This is a genomic window from Microcoleus sp. B5-D4, assembly GCF_036705145.1.
Taxonomy (GTDB): domain Bacteria; phylum Cyanobacteriota; class Cyanobacteriia; order Cyanobacteriales; family Microcoleaceae; genus Microcoleus.
The window spans coordinates 22,005-45,997 of record NZ_JAUBTV010000021.1 but is presented as its reverse complement, the minus strand read 5'-3'; the positions used below and the strand labels follow the sequence as shown (position 1 = coordinate 45,997).

Annotated in this window: 21 protein-coding genes and 1 tRNA gene; 17 read left to right on the top strand and 5 right to left on the bottom strand. The window is 46.3% G+C overall.

The window, feature by feature from the left end:
• Positions 1-99 precede the first annotated feature (99 nt).
• From QUB10_RS12720 to QUB10_RS12705, 4 genes are all read left to right on the top strand, one after another.
• Positions 100-306, top strand: coding sequence for a hypothetical protein (locus QUB10_RS12720; protein WP_172190898.1), 207 nt, complete (start codon positions 100-102; stop codon positions 304-306).
• Between the two features lie 343 nt (positions 307-649).
• Positions 650-1,594 (top strand): UV DNA damage repair endonuclease UvsE, encoded by a 945-nt coding sequence (gene uvsE / locus QUB10_RS12715; protein WP_333202586.1) that lies wholly within the window; start codon positions 650-652, stop codon positions 1,592-1,594.
• A gap of 106 nt (positions 1,595-1,700) precedes the next feature.
• Positions 1,701-2,372 carry an SOS response-associated peptidase gene (locus tag QUB10_RS12710; protein ID WP_333202584.1) on the top strand — a complete coding sequence of 224 codons (672 nt, stop codon included), beginning with the start codon at positions 1,701-1,703 and terminating at the stop codon, positions 2,370-2,372.
• A 243-nt stretch (positions 2,373-2,615) separates the two neighbouring features.
• Complete coding sequence (locus QUB10_RS12705; RefSeq protein WP_333202582.1) at positions 2,616-2,909, top strand: VOC family protein; 294 nt, start codon at positions 2,616-2,618, stop codon at positions 2,907-2,909.
• A 120-nt stretch (positions 2,910-3,029) separates the two neighbouring features.
• Here QUB10_RS12705 and QUB10_RS12700 read toward each other — a convergent pair whose 3' ends face one another.
• Positions 3,030-3,647, bottom strand: a complete 618-nt coding sequence (locus QUB10_RS12700) for a CP12 domain-containing protein (protein WP_333202580.1) — start codon at positions 3,645-3,647, stop codon at positions 3,030-3,032.
• A gap of 514 nt (positions 3,648-4,161) precedes the next feature.
• On the opposite strand from QUB10_RS12700, the gene glpX reads away from it, so the two are divergent.
• The 3 genes from glpX to QUB10_RS12685 all read left to right on the top strand — a co-directional run bounded on the left by glpX (position 4,162) and on the right by QUB10_RS12685 (position 9,859).
• A complete protein-coding gene (gene glpX / locus QUB10_RS12695; RefSeq protein WP_333202578.1) occupies positions 4,162-5,199 on the top strand; it encodes a class II fructose-bisphosphatase in 1,038 nt (345 codons plus the stop codon).
• Positions 5,200-5,344: 145 nt separating this feature from the next.
• On the top strand, positions 5,345-6,637 hold the full coding sequence (locus QUB10_RS12690; protein WP_333202576.1) for a glutamyl-tRNA reductase: 1,293 nt from the start codon (positions 5,345-5,347) through the stop codon (positions 6,635-6,637).
• 201 nt (positions 6,638-6,838) lie between these two features.
• The gene (locus QUB10_RS12685; RefSeq protein WP_333202574.1) at positions 6,839-9,859 is read left to right on the top strand and encodes a UPF0182 family protein; all 3,021 of its coding nucleotides are present in this window, start codon (positions 6,839-6,841) and stop codon (positions 9,857-9,859) included.
• Between the two features lie 299 nt (positions 9,860-10,158).
• Here the strand turns inward: QUB10_RS12685 and QUB10_RS12680 are convergent, their stop codons facing one another.
• The 3 genes from QUB10_RS12680 to QUB10_RS12670 all read right to left on the bottom strand — a co-directional run bounded on the left by QUB10_RS12680 (position 10,159) and on the right by QUB10_RS12670 (position 13,773).
• Positions 10,159-10,827, bottom strand: a complete 669-nt coding sequence (locus QUB10_RS12680; RefSeq protein ID WP_333202572.1) for a hypothetical protein — start codon at positions 10,825-10,827, stop codon at positions 10,159-10,161.
• 228 nt (positions 10,828-11,055) lie between these two features.
• Complete coding sequence (locus QUB10_RS12675; RefSeq protein ID WP_333202570.1) at positions 11,056-12,006, bottom strand: hypothetical protein; 951 nt, start codon at positions 12,004-12,006, stop codon at positions 11,056-11,058.
• 240 nt (positions 12,007-12,246) lie between these two features.
• Entirely contained in the window at positions 12,247-13,773 is a 1,527-nt protein-coding gene (locus QUB10_RS12670; protein WP_445300826.1) for a site-2 protease family protein, read from the bottom strand.
• Positions 13,774-14,394: 621 nt separating this feature from the next.
• Here QUB10_RS12670 and QUB10_RS12665 point away from each other — a divergent pair.
• The 10 genes from QUB10_RS12665 to QUB10_RS12620 all read left to right on the top strand — a co-directional run bounded on the left by QUB10_RS12665 (position 14,395) and on the right by QUB10_RS12620 (position 22,788).
• Positions 14,395-15,606 (top strand): tyrosine-type recombinase/integrase, encoded by a 1,212-nt coding sequence (locus QUB10_RS12665; RefSeq protein WP_333202566.1) that lies wholly within the window; start codon positions 14,395-14,397, stop codon positions 15,604-15,606.
• A 194-nt stretch (positions 15,607-15,800) separates the two neighbouring features.
• On the top strand, positions 15,801-16,175 hold the full coding sequence (locus tag QUB10_RS12660) for a hypothetical protein (RefSeq protein WP_333202564.1): 375 nt from the start codon (positions 15,801-15,803) through the stop codon (positions 16,173-16,175).
• Positions 16,168-16,653, top strand: coding sequence for a hypothetical protein (locus tag QUB10_RS12655; protein WP_333202562.1), 486 nt, complete (start codon positions 16,168-16,170; stop codon positions 16,651-16,653). Before QUB10_RS12660 ends, QUB10_RS12655 begins: the two co-directional genes overlap by 8 nt.
• Positions 16,650-17,159 (top strand): hypothetical protein, encoded by a 510-nt coding sequence (locus tag QUB10_RS12650; RefSeq protein WP_333202560.1) that lies wholly within the window; start codon positions 16,650-16,652, stop codon positions 17,157-17,159. Before QUB10_RS12655 ends, QUB10_RS12650 begins: the two co-directional genes overlap by 4 nt.
• A 217-nt stretch (positions 17,160-17,376) precedes the next feature.
• Positions 17,377-17,640 (top strand): hypothetical protein, encoded by a 264-nt coding sequence (locus QUB10_RS12645; protein WP_333202558.1) that lies wholly within the window; start codon positions 17,377-17,379, stop codon positions 17,638-17,640.
• Positions 17,631-18,215: a hypothetical protein gene (locus QUB10_RS12640; protein WP_333202556.1), complete on the top strand. Its 585-nt coding sequence runs from the start codon at positions 17,631-17,633 to the stop codon at positions 18,213-18,215. Before QUB10_RS12645 ends, QUB10_RS12640 begins: the two co-directional genes overlap by 10 nt.
• A gap of 493 nt (positions 18,216-18,708) precedes the next feature.
• Entirely contained in the window at positions 18,709-18,990 is a 282-nt protein-coding gene (locus QUB10_RS12635) for a hypothetical protein (RefSeq protein WP_333202554.1), read from the top strand.
• Positions 18,991-19,126: 136 nt separating this feature from the next.
• Positions 19,127-22,027, top strand: coding sequence for a DUF3987 domain-containing protein (locus tag QUB10_RS12630; RefSeq protein WP_333202552.1), 2,901 nt, complete (start codon positions 19,127-19,129; stop codon positions 22,025-22,027).
• Between the two features lie 121 nt (positions 22,028-22,148).
• On the top strand, positions 22,149-22,472 hold the full coding sequence (locus tag QUB10_RS12625) for a hypothetical protein (protein WP_333202550.1): 324 nt from the start codon (positions 22,149-22,151) through the stop codon (positions 22,470-22,472).
• Complete coding sequence (locus tag QUB10_RS12620; protein WP_333202548.1) at positions 22,450-22,788, top strand: flagellar alpha dynein; 339 nt, start codon at positions 22,450-22,452, stop codon at positions 22,786-22,788. Before QUB10_RS12625 ends, QUB10_RS12620 begins: the two co-directional genes overlap by 23 nt.
• 183 nt (positions 22,789-22,971) lie before the next feature.
• Here QUB10_RS12620 and QUB10_RS12615 read toward each other — a convergent pair.
• Positions 22,972-23,045 (bottom strand) — tRNA-Arg (locus QUB10_RS12615).
• Positions 23,046-23,993: the final 948 nt, after the last annotated feature.

The following is a 23,993-nucleotide window of genomic DNA, read 5'->3' as shown; positions in this document are numbered from 1 at the left end:
GATGTACTCAAGCAGATATCTGACTTAAGATAGGCGATCGCCCGCCGCAGCTAAGTCTAAGCTAGAAATTGTTCGATCGACCTAATTGAGGAAAAAAAGATGAGTAGCGGTCACGCCAGCCATAAAGGTTCTTCCACAAAACCCAATACCAACACTAACGGTCAAATTACATCCCCTGACGACCAACCCGCTGACCCGCTAAATCAAGAAACATCCGGTTATCCGTTCCATAACGAAGCAATGGAAAATCCTGTTGCTACCGCGCGGCCCGACGAAGAGGCTGAGTCTGGCGAAGAACAGCAATAGTTATATCGATTAAATAGGCCTCGATATGCTATCTGCGACGCGGTTGATTAGATGTTTGATAAAAATCAGGTTTGTACTAATTAGATCTTGCACCTGTCCCTATACTCCGCCAGGGATTTCAATCTCTGGCGGAGTATTCGGTCAGGTTCAGTAGTACCTCATATCAAATCCGTTGACATCGGAATTATGCATCTCTCTCTTCTCTTTCTCTGTGTCCTCTGTGCCCTCTGTGGTTTAATCATTCCGATACAACCGGAATTGATATCACAGCTTCAGAACCAAGGACTAAAGCCCTTCCGACAAAACTATTTAACCTAAAATTTAAGTTAGGAATTATTGATAAATGAGCGAGATTAACCAACTATTTCAAAAAGACAAATTGCCGGAACTGGGGTTAGTCTGCATTACAACATCCAATGAAGTTCGCTTTCGCACTGTCACGCGGAAACGACTTTTACAGCTTTCGGAAACTGAACAAGAAACTGTATTGCTCGAGCTTTATACAGACAACTTAAAGCGGCTTGACAAAGCGATCGACTTCTGTTCTGCTAATCAGATTAAGCTCTACCGCATGACTTCTGCACTGTTCCCTTTTGCAGATACAGATTTGGGGGAAGCAGTGCTACACTCTATGACTGAGGAATTGTGGACTACGGGCGATCGCGCTCTTTCTTTAGGCATCCGCTTGGTACTCCACCCGGATCAATTTGTCGTCCTCAGTTCCGACAAGCCTGATGTCGTTGCCAACAGCATTAAAATTCTTGCGACTCATGCTTTAATTTTAGATATGTTGGGACAGCCCCGATCGCCCCAGGCACTGATGAACATTCACGGCGGCAAGGGCGATCGCACTTCGCAGCTCACATCAGTCATCCGTGACTTGCCAGAATCTATTCGATCGCGCTTAACCTTTGAAAATGACGAATACGCTTACAGTTCCTCGGAAATTTTAGAAGTTTGTCTCGATACCGGCGTACCAATGGTTTTTGACGCCCACCACCACGTCATTCACGAACATTTAGAAACTTACGACGATCCCAGCGTTGCCGAAATGCTCGCAGCAGCCCGCACAAGTTGGTCTGTTCCTGAATGGCAATTAGTACACATATCGAATGGCAGAGAATTTTTTGCCGATCCGCGCCACAGCGATTTAATTACAGAAATGCCTAATTGCTATTATCAGGCTCCTTGGATTGAAGTAGAAGCTAAATTTAAAGAATTAGCTATTGAAAAGTTGCGCGCCGAATGGTTGTCTGCGAATGTTCCACAATTTAGCACTGTCTCGTAGGGGCGGGTTTTACCAACCATCTTTGCCTAACACCAATAATCTCGAAAACCCGCCCCGCCCAACGGTAAATTGCAATCTACCTTTTTGTTAATACCAATTATAAATTATGTGTGGACGATACACTTTAACTACTTCAGGTCAAATCATCGCCGAATTCTTCAAACTGTCGGCAGTTCCCGACATCAAACCGCGATACAATATCGCCCCAACTCAATCAGTTGCCACAGTAACAGTTGAACCAGAAAAAATGCAGCGAGAGTTTCAATTTATGCGCTGGGGTTTGATTCCAAGTTGGGCAAAAGACATGAAAATAGGCAGTCGCATGATTAATGCGCGATCGGAAACTGTAGCCGAAAAACCTGCTTTTCGCAGCGCCATCAAGCACAGGCGATGTTTGATAGTCGCTGACGGTTTCTACGAATGGCAACAGGAGGGAAAGAACAAACAGCCTTACTATTTTCAAAAGGCAGACGGCGAACCTTTTGCTTTTGCCGGTTTGTGGGAAAATTGGGAATCTCCAGAAAAAGAAAACCTTGTATCTTGCAGTATAATTACTACCGCTGCTAACGAAACAGTGCAGCCGCTGCACGATCGAATGCCAGTGATTCTCCCCGACAGCGATTGGGAACAGTGGCTAGATCCTGCTGTTAAAAATGCTCAGGAAGTTTTGCCCTTGTTAAAGCCCTATGCTTCCGAAGCCATGAAAGCAAAAGCGGTAAGTGCGATCGTCAACAGTCCAACTAGAGACAGTCCCGAATGTATTAGCGATCGGCAATAAATCATTGCAGCGGACAAAACCGAGATAGTTTGAGTTATGATGTAAAATGATGTTTGAGTTGTAGCTTGGGTTTTCTAAAGATCAGTTTAACTCAGTTGTTATTTGCTCAAACATTTTTTAAATCTTAACATCAGTTAGAAGACAAAAAATATGATCGGATATGTTACACTGGGTACCAACGATATTGAAAGTGCAGCAAAGTTTTATGATGCTTTGCTTGCTGAAATAGGTGCTCGATGATTCATGGAATTCGACGGATTTATCGCATGGAGTGTTTCTCCCAATGGACCAGCACTTGCTATTACAAAGCCATTTGATGGTAACACAGCAACTGTTGGCAATGGAGTAATGATAGCTCTTCAAGTTGACAGTCCAGAAAAAGTCAACTTAGTTTATAACAAAGCGATCGAACTTGGGGCTCAGGATGAAGGACCAGCAGGGCCAAGAGGCGTGTTGCCGGGGTTTTATGCGGGATATTTTCGGGATCTTGATGGGAATAAGTTGAACGTGTTTTGTATGACTCAACCAAACACTTAATCTTTTTGTTTTTCCTGAAGGTCGCAGAAAAAAAGCTATGTCCGACCGTTAGCTATTAGTTATCAATCCATAAATAAGAGTTGATAACTAATAACTAAGGGCTAATGACTAATAACTAAATTAACTATCGTACATCCGCGCTTCAGCAGCCTCGGGATTTTCCTCGCAATACTCGTCAAAAGCCGTTTTTTCTAGCTTCATCGATCGCTGGTGAGAAGCCTCAGCCTGCATTTCTTCTACAATATCCCAGGCTACCGCGCACTCTCTAGAGGTAGCGCCTTTTTCGGCACAGATAGTTCTGGCATCTGCGATCGCCTGTTCGATTTCTTCGTCAAATAAAACACTCTTCGGCTTCTCAAGAAAATCGCTTTTTGTCAATATATCCGTGACCGAAATAATGCCCACTAGCTCGTCCTTAATCACCGGCGCCCGGCGGATGCGGGTATTCGCGAACAACCTAGCCACATATTCCACGCCCAAGTCGGGATTCACCGTGATGCACGGTTTGGTCATAATCTCGAAGACGCGGACTTTTTTCGGGTCTACTCCGTAGGCTGCTACTTTATAGACAATATCCGTTTCGGTCACAATGCCGTAGGCATCTTGTTCGTGGCGGCGTTCCACAATCAACGCGCGCAAACACAAATCGTTCATCATCGCCACCGCTTCAGCTACCGTTGCTGAACCGCGAATGGTAACAACATCTGTGGTCATAATATCTTGGGCTTTCATCATCATTTTTTATTCCTTCCCGCTGATAAAGTCTACTGCGTCCCGATTTGGAGCTGTCCATTTGATTTGTGATTATCATTAGGACTTACCCTCAGAAACCCGGTTTCTACCAAAATGTTTGGTTTAGTAACGATAAATTCCGGGTTAGCAACCAGGTTTCTGAGAAATCGTGCATCGCAAACTAATCATAAAACCTTTAACGGCACTCGGAATGACAAGTTGCCTGAAACAGCCCCTGGCTGCCCCGGAACCTCTGGAGTCCGCGATTTAGCGCTCAGACGGCAGGGCTGTTTCATTCTCTTGTAGGGGCCGTGCTACCCCTACTCCCCGTGCCGGCCCTCTTGGTCGGATCTTTGAGCTTGTTGGGAGCAGATTTTCCAGCCCCTGTATCAAAGAAGCAAAAGTTAACACAAACTAAGCAACTGCTTGCGCTCGCACAGATCCCCGCCTCTGATAAACTTGATGGCTGGGAGTGCAAAAGAGCACAAGGCACGCATCAGCAGTTGGGAGGATCTAGTTCGTGGACAATGTAATCGGTTTAGAGATTATCGAAGTAGTTGAGCAGGCAGCCATCGCCTCCGCTCGCTTGATGGGCAAAGGCGAGAAAGATGAAGCCGACAGAGTGGCTGTAGAAGCCATGCGGGAGCGCATGAACAAAATTCATATGCGCGGCCGCATCGTGATCGGTGAAGGCGAACGCGATGACGCACCCATGCTTTACATCGGCGAACAAGTAGGTATTTGTACCCGCGAAGATGCCAAAGATGTCTGCAACATAGATGAATTGATCGAAATTGACATCGCTGTTGACCCCTGCGAAGGTACTAACCTGGTAGCTTACGGTCAAAACGGTTCGATGGCAGTTTTGGCAATCTCTGAAAAAGGTGGTTTGTTTGCGGCACCGGATTTCTACATGAACAAATTGGCTGCTCCTGCGGCTGCTAAGAATCATGTAGATATTCGCAAAACGCCAACTCAAAACCTCAAAATTATCTCTGATTGTCTCGGCCGCAGTATTGAAGATTTGGTGGTGGTGGTCATGGATCGCCCCCGGCACAAAGATTTAATTAATGAAATTCGGCAAGCGGGTGCAAGAGTTCGGCTGATCAGCGACGGCGACGTTTCGGCAGCGATTTCTTGCGCGTTTTCTGGTTCCAACATCCACGCACTTATGGGTATTGGCGCTGCACCCGAAGGTGTGATTTCCGCAGCAGCAATGCGCTGCTTGGGCGGTCACTTCCAAGGGCAGTTAATTTACGATCCGGCTGTTGTAAAAACTGGTTTGATCGGTGAAAGCAAAGAGAGCAATATCGCTCGACTTAAAGACATGGGCATCACAGACCCTGACAAGATTTACAATGCTGAAGAGTTGGCATCTGGAGAAACAGTTCTGTTTGCAGCTTGCGGGATTACTCCCGGAACGCTGATGAATGGAGTTCGCTTCTTTGGCGGCGGCGCTCGCACTGAAAGTTTGGTAATTTCTTCTCAGTCGAAAACTGCTCGGTTTGTGGATACAATCCATATGTTTGACCAGCCGAAATCTCTGCAATTGAATTAGTGATTAGTTAGTGGTTAACAGTTAAATGTTAACAATTAACAGTTAACGGTTAACAGTCACCGATGATTAGCAATTAGCGATAAACTAAGAACTAATAACAGGTGACTGTTAACAACTAAGAAAGAAATAGTGACAAATCACAGATATGAATATTGCAGTCATAGGTCTCAGCCACAAAACAGCGCCGGTAGAAGTTCGCGAAAAACTGAGCATTCCAGAACAGAAAGTTGAAGCGGCGATCGCCCAATTGCGCGGCTACCCGCACATTCAAGAGGTTGCCATCCTCAGCACTTGCAACCGCTTAGAGATTTATATTGTTACCAGCGAGTCGGAGCCTGGTGTGCGAGAGGTTATTCAGTTCCTTTCAGAATGCAGTAAAGTTTATGTGCAGTCTTTGCGCCCTCACCTGTTTATTTTGCTGCACGAAGATGCGGTGATGCACTTGATGCGAGTGGCTTCTGGCCTCGACAGTTTGGTTCTCGGAGAAGGACAAATTTTGGCTCAGGTGAAACAAACTCACAAACTCGCCCAGCAGTACAAAGGTGTAGGCAGAATTTTAGAGCGCTTGTTCAAGCAAGCTCTCACAGCAGGGAAGCGAGTTCGCACGGAAACTAGCATCGGTACCGGTGCAGTTTCTATCAGTTCGGCGGCGGCAGAATTGGCTCAAATGAAGGGTCAGCATTTAGCAAGCAGCAAAATTGCGATTATCGGTGCTGGCAAAATGTCGCGGCTTTTGGTACAGCATTTGCTCTCAAAAGGAGCTAGCCATATTTCGATCGTTAACCGCTCTGTGCGGGGCGCTCTGGAGTTGGCCGGTCAGTTTAAAGATGCTGAATTGCACCTGTATCAGCTCTCGGAAATGATGCAGATAATTGCCAGTTCTGACTTGGTTTTTACCAGTACCGCAGCTACCGAGCCACTGTTAAATAAAGCTAAATTGGAAGCGGTTTTAGACCCGAATCGCCCTTTGATGTTGGTGGATATTTCTGTGCCACGCAACATTGACTCGGATGCGAACGAACTCGCTAATGTGCGATCGTTTAATGTGGACGACTTGAAAGCAGTGGTAGCTCAAAATCACGAAAGCCGCCGCAAAATGGCACTGGAAGCTCAGGGCTTGCTGGAACAGGAAGTAGAGGCTTTTGATCTCTGGTGGCGCAGCCTAGAAACTGTTCCTACTATTAGCTGTTTGCGGGATAAGATAGAATTGATTCGGGAACAAGAGTTAGAAAAAGCTTTATCGCGTCTTGGTTCGGAATTTTCGGAGAAACATCAAGATGTGATTGAATCTTTAACAAGGGGGATTGTGAATAAGATTTTGCACGATCCGATGGTACAGTTGCGCGCTCAGCAGGATATTGAGGCGCGGCGGCAAGCGATGCAAACTTTACAAACACTCTTTAATTTGGATGTGGATGTCAATCAGCAATATAGCTAGTTTGTCATTAGTCATTGGTTATTAGTCATTAGTCAGTTGACCCGAAAGCAGGAGTCATATTATGTCCGGTCAATTACCATGAATAAAAATGCCTCCAACCCTGGCGGCAAAAGCATCATTCGGGAGGGTAATTTGCTCGAACCTGATATCAGTTATAATTCAACCAATAACTAATGACTAATAACTAATGACTAATAACTAATGACTAATAGGCGAATTTATCAAATAATCCTACTGATTGCGGGGCTGGGGCTGGTTTTGGAATTTGCCTCCCGGATGGCGGCAGAAATTCTCTGGTTTCAGGAAGTTGGATATCTTCAGGTTTTTCTCTTAAAGCTGAAAACTCAAGCGTTGCTGGGGACGATCGCAATTGCTGTTTCTTCTGTCTTTGTGCTCGGAAATTTGGCTTTAGCCCGCCGCCTGCAACATCCCGCAGAGGAAGAAAAATCGCCGATTGTGGGGGCGCTATTCGCTTCACTGGGGGCGAACAACACGGGGAAGAATACCGGGAAGAATTACGAAATACCTGTTGCTAAATCCCAAATTAGCTTGTCCTGGCTGCTTTTGGCAGTATTCGGATTGAGTTCGATCGCAACTTTTATAGTAATTCACTGCGGGCTGTTAGCTGCAAACAGCCTCACCTATTTGGGTATAGCTGACAATTTACCTGCGTCGCCCGTGCAGTTGGGAATTGAGTCAATCCAACAAATAGGGGTGCAGCTATTTTCTCGCTGGTGGCAGTTAGGCTTGCTTCTGGTGACAATGTTAGCGGTGGTAATTAAGCCGGATTTTTGGCTGCGGGCGATCGCCCTTTTTCTCAGTTTGGCGATCGGGCTGATTGCCACCAGTCGCTGGACAAATGTTTTACAATATTTTCACCCTACTAATTTTAACACAACCGACCCTCTTTTTAATCAAAATATTAGCTTTTATGTATTTATTTTGCCAATCTTAGATTTGCTAGGCTTGTGGCTGACAGTTGTATTTTTGTACAGTTTAGTATCTTGTGCTTTAACATATTTGCTGTCGGGAAATAGCCTGAGTCAAGGGATATTTTTGGGGTTTTCTCGATCGCAGCAGCGGCACTTGTACGGGTTGGGTGCAGCTTCCATGCTAGCCGTTGCATTCCGCTACTGGTTGGGGCGCTACTCATTGCTGTATTCGCGGGGAGACGTTACTTACGGGGCGAATTATGCTGACGTGACGGTGCGGCTGCCCTTCTATGGATTTTTGAGTATTTTGGCGGGGGCGATCGCAGTTTTGATGCTGTGCCAGGTTTACCAATTCAAAATTAAAAATGAACTCATAAAAAAGATTATTGTAGCGTGGCTAACTTTAATTTTTTTGGGAGGTTGGCTGCTGCCACAAATTGTGCAGCAACTTCTAGTTAGACCAAACGAACTAGCACGAGAAAAACCGTACCTCAAGCGCAGCATTGCCTTTACTCAAGAAGCCTTTGACCTCAACAATATAGAAATAAAAACTTTCGATCCCGCCGGAAAACTTACTTATGCCGACTTAGAAAAAAATCAACTTACTATTAGCAACATCCGGCTGTGGGACAAGCGACCGCTGCTGCAAACTACCCGACAGTTACAGCAAATCCGACCCTATTATACATTTCCTGATGCCGATATCGAGCGCTACACAATCAAAAATGAAAAAGCCAAAAAGGGAGATTCTGAAAGCCAACAAGTGTTTCTGGCAGCGCGGGAATTAGATTACACGGCAGTTGCCCCCGAAGCTCAAACTTGGGTGAACAAACACCTGGTTTACACCCACGGTTACGGCTTTACTCTTTCTCCGGTAAATACAGTCGGTGTCGGCGGTTTACCAGATTATTTTGTCAAAGATATTGGAGTGGCAGCCCAGAAAGGAGAGACTGCTTTGGAAGTCACTAGCGATCGAATTCGGGCCAGTATTCCGATCGGCTACCCGCGAATTTACTACGGCGAAATCACCGATACAGAAGCGATGGCGCCGACAAAAGTCAAAGAATTCGATTATCCCAGCGGCGAAGACAATGTTTACAATACTTACAGCGGTAGGGGCGGAATTGCGATCGGTTCTATGTGGCGGCGCTGGCTGTTTGCTAATTATCTCAAAAATTGGCAAATGGCACTGACGCGCAATTTTACGCCAGAAACTAAATTGCTGTACCGTCGAAATATTAATAAAAGAGTCCGGGCGATAGCTCCTTTTTTGCGCTACGATTCTGACCCGTATTTAGTAGTAGCGAACGCCAATCTTAGCAATGATGATATAGAAAAAGAAAAAGATGAAAATGGCAACGAGATTAAACCTTCACCCTCGGCCACTGATAAATCTCCCAACTATCTTTACTGGATTATCGATGCCTATACAGCGAGCGATCGCTATCCGTATTCTGACCCCGGAAATCATGAGTTTAACTACATCCGCAACTCCGTTAAAGTAGTGATTGATGCCTACAACGGGTCTGTTGACTTCTACGTTGCCAATCCCTCCGATCCGATTATTAACAGTTGGATGGCTATCTTTCCCGGACTCTTCAAACCCCTTGACAAAATGCCTCCGGCTCTCCGCAAACATATCAGATATCCTGTAGATTTGCTGAGCATTCAATCAGAACGCTTGCTAACTTATCATATGGAAGACCCGCAAGTATTTTACAATCGGGAGGATTTGTGGCGAGTTCCCAATGAAATTTATGGCAGCGAACAGCAGCCCGTATCACCCTATTATTTGATTATGAAGCTGCCAACTGAAAAAGCCGAAGAATTTATTTTGCTGCTGCCATTTACACCAGTAAGTCGCAACAATTTAATTGCTTGGATTGCCGGGCGATCGGATGGTAGCGAGTACGGAAAATTGCTGCTGTATTTATTCCCCAAACAGCGATTAGTTTACGGCCCCGAACAAATAGAAGCTTTAATTAACCAAGATCCAGTTATTTCCGAACAAATATCTCTCTGGAATCGCCAGGGTTCAAAAGCCATTCAAGGAAACTTATTAGTAATTCCCCTAGAACAATCTTTACTGTATGTGGAACCTCTTTACTTAGAAGCCGAACGCAATAGTTTGCCAACTTTAATCAGAGTTATTGCTGCCTACGAAAACCGCATCGTCATGGCCGAAAGTCTTGACTTGGCACTCAAGGCACTTTTTGAGCAACGATCTACTAATAAACCGGTCATTATTCGACCTGTGGAAGGAACAGCACCAGCTTTAAATAGTGAATGATATCAATTCCGGTTGCACTCATCATGATTGTTGACTGTTGACTGTTGACTGTTGACTGCTGGCTGTTGGCTGTAGAAGGAGGGGTCGAAAAACTGAATAGTTGAGTGTTAAGTCTTGACTCGATTTTATTATTCCGATGCAACCGGAAACGATATCAAATCCGCGCTTCATCGTCGCGCGTAAAGTCGAATCAAGCTGCCAACAAATAATTCGCGCAATTTTCATTTTTTTGACTCACAGTCAACAGTCAACAGTCAACAGTCAACAATCCCGGACGATGCTACCGGAAACGATATAAATTACTGCGATTTCTGTTCGCTAGCAGCCTTAATATCCTGCCACCAAACATCGACATAGGGCCACATCAATCTCTCGTCTCCTCCAGAATCTAGTTTCACTGTCACCTCATAACGGTCAATATGGGTGAGTTCGCCAGTTTTGCCATTCAAATACAATTGTTTGGGATTGTCGGTGATAATTTCTACCCTTTGATTCAACAGCGGCAGCATCTGGGTAGAAGAACCCTGAAACGGATTGTTGCCTTTGATCGCATAGCTGCCAATCAAAGATAAGTACATTAAAGCTAGGAAAAATACCGTCAATAAGCCCACAATTACCAGTGTTTTTTGTTGTGAAAAACTGGTATCAACGCTCGCATATCCTACGCACATAGTTCCAAAAAACAACAAATTTGGCAGGTACAGCCCATCTTCCAGAAACACGCTACCAAAAAGCATCAGGGCTACCTGAAAACCAAATAATGCAGCCACCCAACTCCAGCCAGTTAGCAATGATGCAGATAGTAGCCAATTCATTGCTAGAGTAAGGGCGATCGCCATTGCTATTGCCCCAAGCGGTGCTGCATAATCGTATTGTCTGAAGGGAAGAAGAACAAAAAATACTAAAGCATACGCAAAACCGGCAACAGCCAGTGCTAATCCACTAATTATTTGGTTCCCGTTCAGCATGGCGAGGAATTTTTAGAACACTAAAGTGGAGCGTTCATCTTCTGTTGTGATAGTAGCCGTTGACAATTGCCAGCGGACTAAGGCCAGAAATTCTAACCGTAGGGTGCGCCACGAGCAGCTTACCGCTATATTTAGGGGAGCGAACCGATTTGTTAACCAAGCGTGCTATCCCAGTTTCCGAAGGCAGAAGTCAGCCGGATCTGAAGGTAGAATTTTCAGAAAACCAGATTATTTAGGGTCGATCGACTTAACAAATTGTTGCACAGGCTGTGGTAGAGCCGGCACAAAAGTCTTTCTAAAACCCCTAACATCGAACACTCGCCACAAAATACCTACCGCTACCGTCAAGAAAAATAACGCTCCCAAAAAATTGAACACAGTAGACAGAAAACCGCTGTCCCTTTTTTTCGGAGGTGTAATATGTTTCATGCGATATACAGCCGGCTCGTAATCTCTCGACTCCTCGCGATTGCGGGGCGGCGTTTTGGGGCGCGAACTCGCACTGCGCTTCTGAGTCAAACCCGTTTTATTAGTTTTAGTAAAACTGCTGGGCGACTTTAGCTCAGAAGCGCCGCGGGTTCCCGTTAACTTGCTAGCAGAAGCCCCCGTTTGGCCAACAGCAGCATCCTGAATTCTGCTGTTAGGGCGCTGAGTCGATTTGCGTTCGGCGAGGGTACGCATCAAAGTTTGCAATTGCTGAGTCGCCGCCGGCGGGCGTTCCCCTTTCCTCGCCCAATTTAACAGCATCGCCCCGGTAATCCCGCAGAGATTCGTAGCGCCTACAGAAGCCAGCCGCTTCAGCAGAGGCTGGCTGTTGGACACAAAAATCACCAATGCCTCCGGGTGTTCCTGAGCCAAACCGTAAACGCACTGAGCCGTCGCCACTACCAGCATTGCTGGCTTGCTTTGATTTTTGATCGAAGGTTCGAGAGCTCGGTGTGTTTCCTGAGCGTCAGTTGCAATCCAACCGCTGTCGGCAAAAAATCGCATAAACTCTCTAGCTACTTGCTCTTGAGCTTTTTCCACCGCTTGCCCTGTCAGACGATCTATTTCGTCGTACACTACTTCCGGGATATAGCAAGTTCCCACCTTGGAATATTCTTGCCACACTTGGGTTCTGCCCGTCATTAAAACATCTGCATCAAAAGTTACCAATACAGGAGGAAGTTGATTAGCCATGACTTTATCCTATAGGCTCAGATAAGTTATTTAAACTTAATTGATCAAGTTTAAACAAATTTTGGGTTATAAAAAAATCAACTTTTGGTAATAGATAAATTGCCCCGGGCGGGGCTCTTAATTGGAAATTAGTAGTTAGGAACCCGATCGCCCTTCAGTTCTCAGTTCGATCGCTCAATTCCTAGATTCCACTAATTTACCGCAACCCAAGAGCCTATTACCAAAGATGCCCGACTACTGCTAGTTCCCGATTCCCAGACGGCCAGCCAAAGCCGGAGTCAAAGGCAACAGGGCAGCAATCATCAAGAACAAAGCTAGCAAACCCAAAGCCGCGCGAGCGTCGTCAGGCTCAGTCAGCTCGTTGAGGCTCGGTCGCTCCAGATTCCGCTGTAAAATCAGAATCACGATCGCCCAATACAGAGCCAAAGGATTAACTAAAGAAACGATGGCCAGCACCACAAAAGTCGCCAAAGTAGTGCGGCTGGCTATTTTCCGACCGTAGATGGCTTGCACGATTCTACCCCCGTCCAACTGTCCCGCCGGCATCAAATTAATTGCCGTTATTACCAAGCCCAACCAACCGATAACTACCAGCGGGTGAACGTCAACAATCTGCTGCTGCAACGCCGAACCCAAAACCACTTTTGCCAAAGTTCCCACCAAAACCGAGCCCTTGAAAAATTCTGCGGGAATTTGAAACAAACTGCCGGGGTGAGACAGCAGCAAACCCGTTACCAGCATTAGCACAGAAACTATTCCCCCAGCCGCTGACCCGGCAAAAGCGATGTCAAACAAAACTTTACGGTTGGGCAGCAGCGACTCAAAACGGTCGATCGCTCCAAAACAACCTATCTGCAAAGTTGGTATAAAAAATGGCCAACTCAAACCAACCTTGTACCGATTTGCCAGCACTCTGCGAGCAATTTCCCCAGACCCTAAAACCGCCCAAATTCCGGCTGCAATTGGCAAAACTTCTAGATATCTAGTCGGCGAGTTAAAGAAATCGAAACTTAGCAGCAAACCGCCTGTCTCTAAGCTAGTAGCAATTGTTGCCAGCAGCAGGACGACTGCTAGGATTTTTTGAGACACGGTTGTGGGCTGCGGGTCGTTGGTGCTGGGCAAGATAATAACTACGGGCTTGTCGTCCTGATTTTCTACTAAAAATAGGCGGTAGCGATCGTTTAATCTTTCTTCCAAACTTGCCGTCAAACGTGAGTGTACTTGTTCTGGGTCTCCTCGGAGATTGCCTTTCAAGATTACCCCATCTTGATAGGGAATCGTTTCTGTGGCAAAGAAAGTATCAATTCCAAAGATGCCTTTAATTGCCTTGAGGTCTTCCACTGGAACGGGAATTATTTCTGATTCATTATTCGCAGGCGACGAGGTGACGATCTTAATGGTTTCTGGGCCTGGTGGTCGCTGCGACTCAGGGACCGAGAAAGCATCGCTTTGGGACTTTACCTCAGCAGCATCCGGCCGTGGCAGCACTGTATCAGATGCAGCCTTACGCAATTGCCGGCCCAGATAAATGTATAATCCCGTGGATGCCACCAGCAGCAACAATACCGCCACTAGATTGAGGTAAATTCCGGCGGCGAACAAACCAAAGAACAGCAGCCAGGGACTCATCAGCGCAACAGACTGCAACCAAGCCAAAATTCCCAGTTTGCCAAAAGGTCTGGCGCGATAAAATCCCCAACCCAGAATTCCCAGAGCAACCAATACGAGCGCAATTGTTGCCGTATTTTCCGATGCAACTATAGGCATTCCGGTTGCTTGCGCCAATAGGGGCTTTAATCGGTCGATCGCGCTGCGGTCGAGTAATAGCATTAAATTTTGGGGAATATGAAATAGAGTTGTTGGGAACATATCCAAACCTATCGGAAACTAGCCTGATTACTAAGGATAACCTCTGAGGGCTACTCGGCCCACAACCGGCTGCTGGTGCTATTTGAACATCGCAGGAGCTAGGCTATTGACACAATAGACTTTTTATGATACCACATCGGATGTGGCAAACATATACTCAGAAGGGTAGCAGTGTCGATCGGCCAGAAGCAGGAAGATTCGCCCAGTTTGGCCGGTGGGGCTTTTGCTTCGGATTTGTTTGGGATTCGGGCATCCGAAACAAATCCGAAGCAAATAATATCTCAGCGCCTCTTTCCTTGGCGGTAAAAAAGTGCTGCAACCCTTGATATTATTGAATTTGTGTAACGGGTACGGCAGGACTTGAACCTGCGGCTCGCTGCTTAGAAGGCAGGGGTGTCAATTTATTCTATCTCTTTCTACGTAAGCTTCTTAGTTTTTTGTCATGCAAAATGCGAAACAAATGCGAAACAAATGCGAAACAATTTGGTACTGTAGGTGTGCAGGGTTAATGACCTAACCATGAAAGTAAACAAATCTCAGCGTCGGAAAAATGGGACTGTAGGGGTGATGGTAAGCCGAGGTATGCTACGCCTTCATTTACCTCGCGAGCTTTACGGAGGTAAAAATAAGTTTGTGTGCATGGGTCTGCCGGATACTTTGGAGAACCGGGCGATCGCAGAATGCAAGGCTAAGCAGATTGAGCTTGACATCCTGACAGGGATATTTGACCCAAATGATTTAAGCAAATACAAGCCTGTCCAACCCCACAAACACAGCAGTAATCTGGTACAGGCTAAATTTGGGGCAACAAGTCTGACGCTGCAAGAGTTGTGGGGCAAATATTTAAACTACAAGCAGGGTGCACTCAAGCCAAAGTCTTTGCACTACTTGCAGACTACGTTGGGGCGACACATAGCCAAGTGTCCTTCGGATATTCTGCAAGCGCTAGAAGTTCGCGAAGTCCTTTTAGGGACAACGACGGGGGACATGACTAAGCGCATTCTCACCCACTTAAATGCTGCTGTTGATTGGGGTATTAAGCACAGGTTAATTACTTTGCCTGTCAGTCCCTACAAAGATATGGCTAATGATTTACCTAAGTACAACTGGCAGAATGACCCCACTCCTAATGCTTTTATCACTGAAGAAAAGTTGCTGGTGCTACAAGCTTTTGAGTCTCACACAAATAAGCCCGGACACTGTTACAACATATACTACCCATTAGTAAAATTTTGGTTTTTAACGGGTTGCCGTCCTAGCGAAGCTATTGGCTTGACTTGGGGGAATATCTCGCCAGACTGTTCTTACGTTTTGTTCAACGGCAGTATTCAGTTCATCGAGGGGAAAGCTGTTGAGAGTAAGGGCAGTAAAAATAACAAACACCGAAAATTCCCTTGCAATAATGAGTTGAAAGAGTTTTTAGTGTCAATTAGACCGCAACAGTTTGACTCTAAAGAATTGGTTTTTTCTTCTCCAACCGGGGAGGCAATCAACTACAGCAATTTTTCTCAAAGAGCTTGGCACAAGATAGTTGTACCTATCACTGACAAGACACGGGAACCTGGTTACAAGCCTACTACTCCATATTCTTGTCGGGATACTTTTATTAGCGAACAATTGGCGCAAGGTATCCCATCTGCGGTAATTGCTCGTTGGTGTGATACGTCGGAAAGTATTATTAATTCCCACTATTTAGATAACAAAGTATTGGAGCATTTACGCCCGCTTTGATGCTGTTAGGATGTTGATTCTAGGGGCAACTTTTGCGACATAAAACTTTACACTTCCTGTGTTGACAAGGAAGTGGAAGTCTGCAATCGTGAGTAACTAAGGAAGATTGATGCGCGGTTGACGAGCACTTGCAATGCTAGCCAAACCACGACTTCCCCAAACCGTTACATCACAACGTTTGGAGCCTATAAATTATGCCACTTTCAGCCGATTGTCCTAACGGACGATCGCAACTCTTAATGTTTCCCCGTCGCGAGTTATTGCAGAAAATCGCATCGGCCGCTTTGCTGTTTTTTGTGCCACGTTCTCAGTCAGGTTTTGAAAACCCCAAGAAATATCCGGCCCCGAAATTCTGCATCGGCAACAAAGTCGCTGACCACTGGACTGATGAACTTAACCAGGACTCTATTGAGTACGGCGAAGTGCTTGGTATCTGCTGGCATCCTTACGAACAAGATTGGACTTACCTAATCAGTTGGACAAGTGGGGAGATGCCGGATTCTTCCTATCCCTGTTTTGACGAGCACTTGACTGTTGGCGGTGATTTGAGGCTTGTCAGCCATGACTAAACCTACCGTCAGCTACCGTCGCATTGACCAATTAAAGGCGATCGCCTTTGACCGTGGCTTCACCAATGAAGACGCCAGACAGTTTGGAAAACTCAGCAAAACTGCTACATGGGAAGCGCTGCTAGAACTGTACCTCGTTGATGGTGAATCGCTTGACACAGTGAACGTAGACACTGTAGACACAATGCTAGACAACACACTAGACAGTGTAGACACAACGCCTAAACCGCTTGACACTCAATGTGTAGACAGTGTAGACACCCTAGATTGGACTAACGACGGTTCGTTCCCTGTTTGCGGTTTCACCCGCCAAAATTCCACATTTTTAGACTGGGTTGATTTAGGGCAACTCATTGCACTTGTACTCGCATCGGCGGGGGTGTTTGTGGTGGCTATGAATTTGTGGCGACAAATCAATCCTCTCAATCTATTGCCTTCCCCAGTTCGCATCAACATTCAAATCGGGACAAAATTATGAGCTTACAACTACGCCTTTTTGGCGGCAATTCTGATGCTGGAAAACTCACTGCCAGCAACGACGGCGGACACGCTATTGACAAATCAAAAGTTCTGGCAAGCACTGACGCAAGCGTCATCACCCCGCTAAATCCTGGTAATTTTTCCAGCATCCGTAGTGTTCCAGTTGTGCCAGCACCGCGCTACTTTACCAAAGAAGAAGCGGACGCCGTGAAGGATTTAGCAAAAGAGAAAACAGACGGTGCAAAGCAGTCTAAGCGCGCCTATGAAGCACTGGCAAAAGTTGAAGAAGCCGATGCTAAGGTTCACCGTCATCACCGCAAATATGAAGGTGCTGTGGCTGATAACGAACTGAGTAAAAAGCGCTCAGACACTCGACTGGCTAAGCACTTGCACAGCTTGCGTCCTGGTTATGCGCGACTGGGGTTAGGGATTGATAAAGCTGACAGCGATGCCCGTACTCGGATTGATGAAATTAAAGCCAAGCTGACGGCGGGGGCGAACTAATGGAAAGGCAAAAACCTGGATCACATTTTTGCGAAGTACACAACCGGATGACTGAGCACGATTGGTACTCCGATGTGACCTTTGTAGACTTGCTGAACTGTGACGGACAAGAAGCGGAGGACGCTTTGCAGGATTCACGCAGCTATTTTAACTGTAGTGAGTGTGAGGAGCTTGATAACTACTGTAAGTCACTGTCTGCTACTGAGGGGGGCGATTAATGAAAGCGATGTACTTGGCAAATTATTTTGTCGCCGGGTGCATCGCTTCCTCCCTTCTGGGATGGATAGCGAGCTTGCATCCGATGGCAATGAAAGCGGTTTTATTCCTGTTAGCAGCAATTGCAATTGCTTGGGGGTTGAGTTGGTTGCTTGACTATTCCCTGAGTAAGTTGATTAAGATTTCAGTGGCTGACTTACAGGCAGTTTTAATCGGCGGTTTGGCGATGCTGCTGATTGGTTTGGGGGTGTTTTTATGCAGCTAAAACTGTTTGTATTGAGTGCGTCCTCTGTCGTGCTGTGGTTGGTTCCACTAGCAGCACTAGACAAAAAGCTGGACACTCACAAAGCGGTGCAAGGTGTTAGTTTGTGTGCTGCAATTGCTTGTGCAGTATCGGCGGGTAATATCGCTCGCAAACTGGCTGAGCAGGGTGAGATAGAGGCAATTAAAGAGCGGGCAATCACCGCCGATGTGGTGGATGAAATCTCGACTAGCGTATACATTTCTCAGAAACAAAGGCAACAGGAAGCAGAACAAATTCTGGCAACAAACGAACGAACCGACGAACAAGAGGCAGAACTCGATTCGATAAGAGAATCACTAGAACTGCTACTGAATCAGACATCGAGCGATTCTAGCGAACTCGCAGTAGTGAATTTATCCACTAGGCAGCGCGAACAAATCGAACTGATTCTGCAATGTCACGCGAAGGGCATCACCGGCAAGAATAAAATCCTTAAAGAAGTTTGGGGAGTGTCAGCCGGTAGTAGCCAAGCTTACCGGGATGCGAAGGCAGAGTATGAATTTCTGTTGCCGTTTGTTAAGGGTGAGGAGGGGTAGCACAAAAAAGTACCAAAAAACAGTAGTGAGGAATAAAAGTTAAAACCTATAGGTTTCGATTTTCGGTATGTGGCAAAACCAGGGAGAAAACACAATCTCCCCATTCTCCAAAGTATAGCGCTCAAACCCTTGCTGTACAAGGTTTTCTACGGCGGAAACTCATATAAGTTTCCGTAAATACGAGATTATACGAGGCTAGCGCTAGCAGAACGAGACTTGCCCAAAGCGCTGCATATTCTCCGTGCATAGAGAAAGGCGAAACCTATAGGTTTGTAACTTAACCAGTTCAATTAAGAATCTCCCAGAACCCGCATTCTGACGTGTGCGACGCGATTCAACAAAATGCGACACCTATAGGTGTGTGATTTGGAGAAATCTAATAAAATGCAGTCAATAAGCGTGCTTAATGAAAATGGAACCTTATAAGGTTCCTGCACAACCGAGTTAACTAAAATCCGTGCTCTCAATCCCGTCCATCGCCTAAAATAATCACATGGAGAACACCCCCCTACTAACGCCACGAGAGATTTTAGAGGAACGCCGAATTTGGCGTTGGTGGTTGCGCTGGTTTGTTAAGTACAACGCCAGATTTAATCCCCAAAGAATTTGTGCGCTTGTGACCAGTTATCTGACATGGGCAAAACTTCTGGCGAAGGCGGCATTTTTAAAGGAGCAAGCTCAACGGCTTAAAGCCTTAGTCCTCATCCCTAAGTTTTGTAAAGGCTTAACCGGTGTCTCACGTACCGACAGCTTAATCGCACCCCTAGTCAACTAGCGGGGCGGTACCTCCTATGCCTTGAATTTTCCAAAAATTGTAAACACCAAAAAACCGCTGCTCTCGATTGGTATCCGAACTGCAACGGTTTTGAGGCTTATCCACATTCAACTCGTCTTGGGGCGAGCTAATTTTCATGTACGACAATTCTACTCCGATCGGCGGTAAAGTTTCAAGCACCGCAAAATATCTGATCGAATGGTGCGAGGATTCAAAGGTAGCGGAGGCGATCGCGAAACAGAACATAGAATCGCTATCCGTCAAAGAATTTAACGAGCGCGTCCGTCCGAAGGAACCTATAAAAACTGGTGGCTGGTGGAGTCGCGGCGTTCAGTGGAGAACTGGGGAACCCGCAGGCAATTGGTGTGGACAAGGCAAACCGGACAAACCACATCAACCAGAAGGTTCTAAACCGCGCAAATACCTCACAGGTAGCGGCATGGAACCCGACGCAATCTTCCTGGCCATGCCCGACAAAGATTACTGGGCAAAAGTTCACGCCGACAAATCGATCGCCCGTCACTGGACAGAGGGAGTTAAAAAGGCAGGCGCGGGGCTCAGTTTGGGCTTAGCTGTTATAGCTCTAACTGGTGTCTGGAACTGGGGGAAGGATGGAAAACTTGCAAAATTTGTTCAAGAGTGGGCGCAGCCGGGAACTACTCATTACATTGACTTTGACTCCGACTATGCCGCTAACCCATCTTGTCGTGCAGCGATCGTAAAATTTGCAACTTTACTGATTGAGAATGGATGCACCGTCCACATCACCTGCTGGGATACCAAGTTCAAAGGGATGGACGATCTGATTGTGGGCAAAAGTGAAAAGGCATTTTTAGATGCTGTAGCGATCGCCCCAACTTTTGCAGAATGGGAAAAAACAACCTCAAATGTTGTCCGCCCCTCTCAGTTTCAAGTCCCTCCCATATCTGAACTAGGGGAAGAGCTTGATGAACTGCTAGACTCTGACCTCAAAAAATCTCAGCTACGACTTAAAATTTCTGAGCTTGCCCAAAAGTATCGGGTCAATTCTGCTGAAGTCTGGAAAATTTACCGCGAAAAAGAAGAAGAATTAGAGCAAGTAGTAGATCGAGAAGATACGGCGACAGATGTCGCCCAACTGCTTGCCTCAAAATCTGCAACCTTAGATTTAACGGCGATTTTACCTTCAGAGCTAGCAGAAGGAATTACAAGACTGGCACGAACTCTCAACATTAAACCTGAGTGCTACGCTCTAGTTCTTTTGACTCAAGTCTCGACGCTGCTAAAACCGGGTACTCGCACAATGCTTTATCCTCAAACTAATTTCAGGGTATGCCCTAACTTTTTCGCTGCGATGATTGCTGAGAGTTCACAGAAAAAAACCCCGATAATCCGGGCAATTATTACCGACCCGATGGAAAAGTTAAACGAGATAAGCCGGAAAGCATTCGATGAAGCTCAAGCAAATTATGAGGAAGATTTAAACGCTTGGAAAGCTAACAAGGATGAAGATAAAGGGCCTAAACCTCAAGAGCCAGCAAGAAAGGTTTACTACATAACCGCTGCTACGGGTGAGAGCATCCCCAAGCAAGCGGCAAGGAGACCCGACCAAGCTTTATTGTGGGTAGCCGATGAACTAGCGGGAATGCTGAAGTCCCCAAACCAATACCGGGGTGGTAAAGGTAGCGATGAAGAAAATCTTCTTGAGTATTGGAGCGGTGGCGGTGCTGCGGTGCTGCGAGCCGATGGTTTGGCGGTTGATGCTCCCCATGTCGGGCTTTCAATCTTTGGTAACATCCAGCCAAAAGTTCTGGCACAGTTCTTAGGGGACGGCAGCGACGATAACGGAAAATTTGCAAGATTTGAACTGATCCAACAACCGCTAGCTGCTACAGAATTATTTGAGGATGCGCCCACAGTAGATTTAACTCCGATGCTATCAGGACTTTACGGACATCTAGATATACTCCCACCCCAAAATTTCAGGCTAGATGCAGCGGCCCGAAAACTTTTCATTGCTTACTACAACAAGTGCGAACGTGATCGGGTAGAAAGTCTCAAACAAGGGATGCGGGCAATGCTAGGGAAAGCACCCGAAAAAGTCGGGAAGATTGCAACCATACTGCACGCTATCCACAGCGCGTTTAAAGGTGGTGAAATTTCACAAAATATTCCTGCTGAAATTGTTCGGGCTGCGATTCATTTTGTGAAATACACGACCGACCAAGCATTGAGCGTAAATCTAGATATTTGCGCATCATCGGCGCTCGCCCCTAACTTGGCAAAAATTGTTTCTCTCGCAGAGCGCAACGGCGGCACAACTACCGGGGCAAAAATTGCAAAATCTTACAACGCCAAACTCCGACCCGATAGCCAAAAAATACGGGAATGGTTAGATCAACTAGCAGAGTTGAAATACGGCGAGGTTACATCAAACGGCCGAAATATTTCATTTACCTTAAGTCCCCGTCCCCATTCGTCCCCTTTGCCCTCAAAACCTTACACAGAGACCGTTGAAAGCGTCCCCATTACCTCTATAACCGAGTCCCCTAAGTCCCCATTGAAAGCCACCAATGGGGACGAATGGGGACGCAATGGGGACGCGCGAGTCCCCATACTCGAATCCTTACCTGACAAGGCTTTGAGTACCAAAGGGGACTATGGGGACTCAAAAAACCAGTTTTCGGAAAATTCAAGCTCCTTAATGCTGAGCTGTACTACAGAACCCGCAGAATTTGCAGAACAAATCAGAAAGGCGATCACCAATTCCGATCACCCGCTCGCCGTTCAAATTGGCAAAACACTAAGACCTAAATTAGAACTCAGGAATCAAGTTAGGGCCGCGCTAACCTCTGAAGAGTTTGACAATTTCAGAGTGCTGGCAATTGCGGGGGTGATCAAAGGGACGCGGGTCAAATACATTGGCGCTTGCGAACAGTATCAAGGTATAGAGCTAATTGTTGACTTGATCGACCAATTCTCTGAGATTGCTTGTATCAAACCCGACGGCAGTTACACAACTTGGCTTGACCCCAAGGACTTGGAAGCCGCTGACTAACGGCTCAATCTCATCCCCCTTAATTGGGGGATTTTTGTGTCTACAAGTTTTGTCTACAAAATGTTGACAGTGTAGACAGATATCAGTTAGTGTAGACAAATAACGTATACAGGTGTCTACAATGAGTCAAAGTCAAGTCGTATCGTTCAGGGCTTCCGGTCACTTCCTGAACTGGATAGAAGCTCAGAGGCTAGATGGTGAGTCGGTGAGTCAAGCTGCACAACGCATTCTCAAGGAAATGTCAGGCACGTCTACAACGCTGTCTACACTGTCTACACTAGGTAACGATAATACCCCGTCTACAGTGTCTACAGATTTGTCTACACGAAGCAATGATAGCGTCGTGTCTACAAATATTGTAGACACTGTAGACAAGGCTGTAACCGATCGCCTTGACCCCGTGATGGAGCGGATGGCCGCCATTGAGGAACGGCTGGGAAATTGAGTGCCTGAGTGATGGCAACGATGAATCACTCAGGCAGGAATTGAAAGCGGCCAAGAAGCAGCTTGCAGAATGGGATAAGGAACTGAATGAGTTACACGAGCGCAACGGCGATTTGGGACTGAAGGTGCAGATGCTGGAGCAAGAACTCAAGGAAGCACGGCGCTCACGGGAAGCAAATAAAAAATCGGCTCCGACCGTGGCAGTTTTTCCAGAACCGGCTGACTTGCTCAACCAGTTGAAAGCGCAGCGCAAAAAATCCAGAGCGGACTTGGCAGATATGGAGGCGGTTTTGGAAATCTTGGACTCGGAGAGTTGACCCGTGCCTGCCGACAGGATGCCGGGATACCACCTGACCCAGATAGGCATTTTGTTTCGCATTTGTTGTGCGAAACAAAATGCGAAACAAATGCGAAACAAATGCACAACAAATAAGGTTTGAGCCGCTCTCTACTTTCGGTAAAGAACGGCTCAAAGCATTGATATTACTAGGTTTTGTTAACGGGTACGGCAGGACTTGAACCTGCGGCTCGCTGCTTAGAAGGCAGCTACTCTATCCAACTGAGTTACGCACCCAAGTCAAAAATCGCTAACAAGATTATTGTATCGGTGCAGTGTGCGATCGAGCAAGTAAATTATGTGATGACTTACGCATAAACCGCTTTAATATACAAAAATATGGCGTGCAGTGCGGTGATGCCGGAAAAAAAACCAAGATGATGAGAGTGCCTGTGCCTCCAAGAGTGTATCTGACAAAAGCTGGAGGGACTCACCTGCAAACAGGACAATTGTAAATTTACAATCAAAACTATAGCCTTTCGAGCTCTCATATGAGGTACGACTGGGCTCCGTGGCCTCCGTGGCCTCCGTGGCCTCCGTGGGCATAGTCCTCCGTGGGCATAGGGCATACCTCACCACGCTTGAGAACCGCTATAGGTAGGACGTGAACTCGGGTAAAGTATTTAGAGGTCGAGGTGAAACCCAGCTATTTGGTCGATCGGATATCTCTCCCAATTAAGACGGAACTAAGACAGCACAAGAGTCACAGGTGCTTTTTCCCAGATTTCTATTGGTTATGTTAACATCCCCTAGTGGCAAAGCCTAAAACGCTGACCGCATTACCGCAAAACCAGAGATCATCTCCTGATTTGAGGTAGGAGTTGAGCCAGAATAACGAAGTTGCTGATATTGAGTTATGTGGGCTAACATTCTGCTCGACTTGATATTTGATAAAAATGTGGTAGAACTAGGATTGAAAGACTCAGGTGAAAATCCCTGATGGTACGGAGCCTCTATATAAGCTTCCTCTACGGCATCAAAGCAAAACAGTCAATCGCCCGCTCGGCACGAGCGCGAAAATCAAGCGTTGCCAGTACAGCAGTCGTAAATTGTGCGCGGGGGACTTTCCTTCGTGCATTGATTTATACGCCAAGGCCGAGAGACAATCTCAGCTTAGATAATTGTTAACATTTGTTAGCAAAAAAGTATCGGAACGCTTGAGGAGAGAACCATCTCTGGGTGATC

Bases quoted from the DNA above. Each gene is read 5' to 3' on its own strand.
- QUB10_RS12720 (WP_172190898.1), top strand. From the start codon at position 100: ATGAGTAGCGGTCACGCCAGCCATAAAGGTTCTTCCACAAAACCCAAT.
- uvsE (WP_333202586.1), top strand. From the start codon at position 650: ATGAGCGAGATTAACCAACTATTTCAAAAAGACAAATTGCCGGAACTG.
- QUB10_RS12710 (WP_333202584.1), top strand. From the start codon at position 1,701: ATGTGTGGACGATACACTTTAACTACTTCAGGTCAAATCATCGCCGAA.
- QUB10_RS12705 (WP_333202582.1), top strand. From the start codon at position 2,616: ATGGAATTCGACGGATTTATCGCATGGAGTGTTTCTCCCAATGGACCA.
- QUB10_RS12700 (WP_333202580.1), bottom strand. From the start codon at position 3,647: ATGATGATGAAAGCCCAAGATATTATGACCACAGATGTTGTTACCATT.
- QUB10_RS12690 (WP_333202576.1), top strand. From the start codon at position 5,345: ATGAATATTGCAGTCATAGGTCTCAGCCACAAAACAGCGCCGGTAGAA.
- QUB10_RS12685 (WP_333202574.1), top strand. From the start codon at position 6,839: ATGACTAATAGGCGAATTTATCAAATAATCCTACTGATTGCGGGGCTG.
- QUB10_RS12680 (WP_333202572.1), bottom strand. From the start codon at position 10,827: ATGCTGAACGGGAACCAAATAATTAGTGGATTAGCACTGGCTGTTGCC.
- QUB10_RS12675 (WP_333202570.1), bottom strand. From the start codon at position 12,006: ATGGCTAATCAACTTCCTCCTGTATTGGTAACTTTTGATGCAGATGTT.
- QUB10_RS12670 (WP_445300826.1), bottom strand. From the start codon at position 13,773: ATGCCTATAGTTGCATCGGAAAATACGGCAACAATTGCGCTCGTATTG.
- QUB10_RS12665 (WP_333202566.1), top strand. From the start codon at position 14,395: ATGAAAGTAAACAAATCTCAGCGTCGGAAAAATGGGACTGTAGGGGTG.
- QUB10_RS12660 (WP_333202564.1), top strand. From the start codon at position 15,801: ATGCCACTTTCAGCCGATTGTCCTAACGGACGATCGCAACTCTTAATG.
- QUB10_RS12655 (WP_333202562.1), top strand. From the start codon at position 16,168: ATGACTAAACCTACCGTCAGCTACCGTCGCATTGACCAATTAAAGGCG.
- QUB10_RS12650 (WP_333202560.1), top strand. From the start codon at position 16,650: ATGAGCTTACAACTACGCCTTTTTGGCGGCAATTCTGATGCTGGAAAA.
- QUB10_RS12645 (WP_333202558.1), top strand. From the start codon at position 17,377: ATGAAAGCGATGTACTTGGCAAATTATTTTGTCGCCGGGTGCATCGCT.
- QUB10_RS12640 (WP_333202556.1), top strand. From the start codon at position 17,631: ATGCAGCTAAAACTGTTTGTATTGAGTGCGTCCTCTGTCGTGCTGTGG.
- QUB10_RS12635 (WP_333202554.1), top strand. From the start codon at position 18,709: ATGGAGAACACCCCCCTACTAACGCCACGAGAGATTTTAGAGGAACGC.
- QUB10_RS12630 (WP_333202552.1), top strand. From the start codon at position 19,127: ATGTACGACAATTCTACTCCGATCGGCGGTAAAGTTTCAAGCACCGCA.
- QUB10_RS12625 (WP_333202550.1), top strand. From the start codon at position 22,149: ATGAGTCAAAGTCAAGTCGTATCGTTCAGGGCTTCCGGTCACTTCCTG.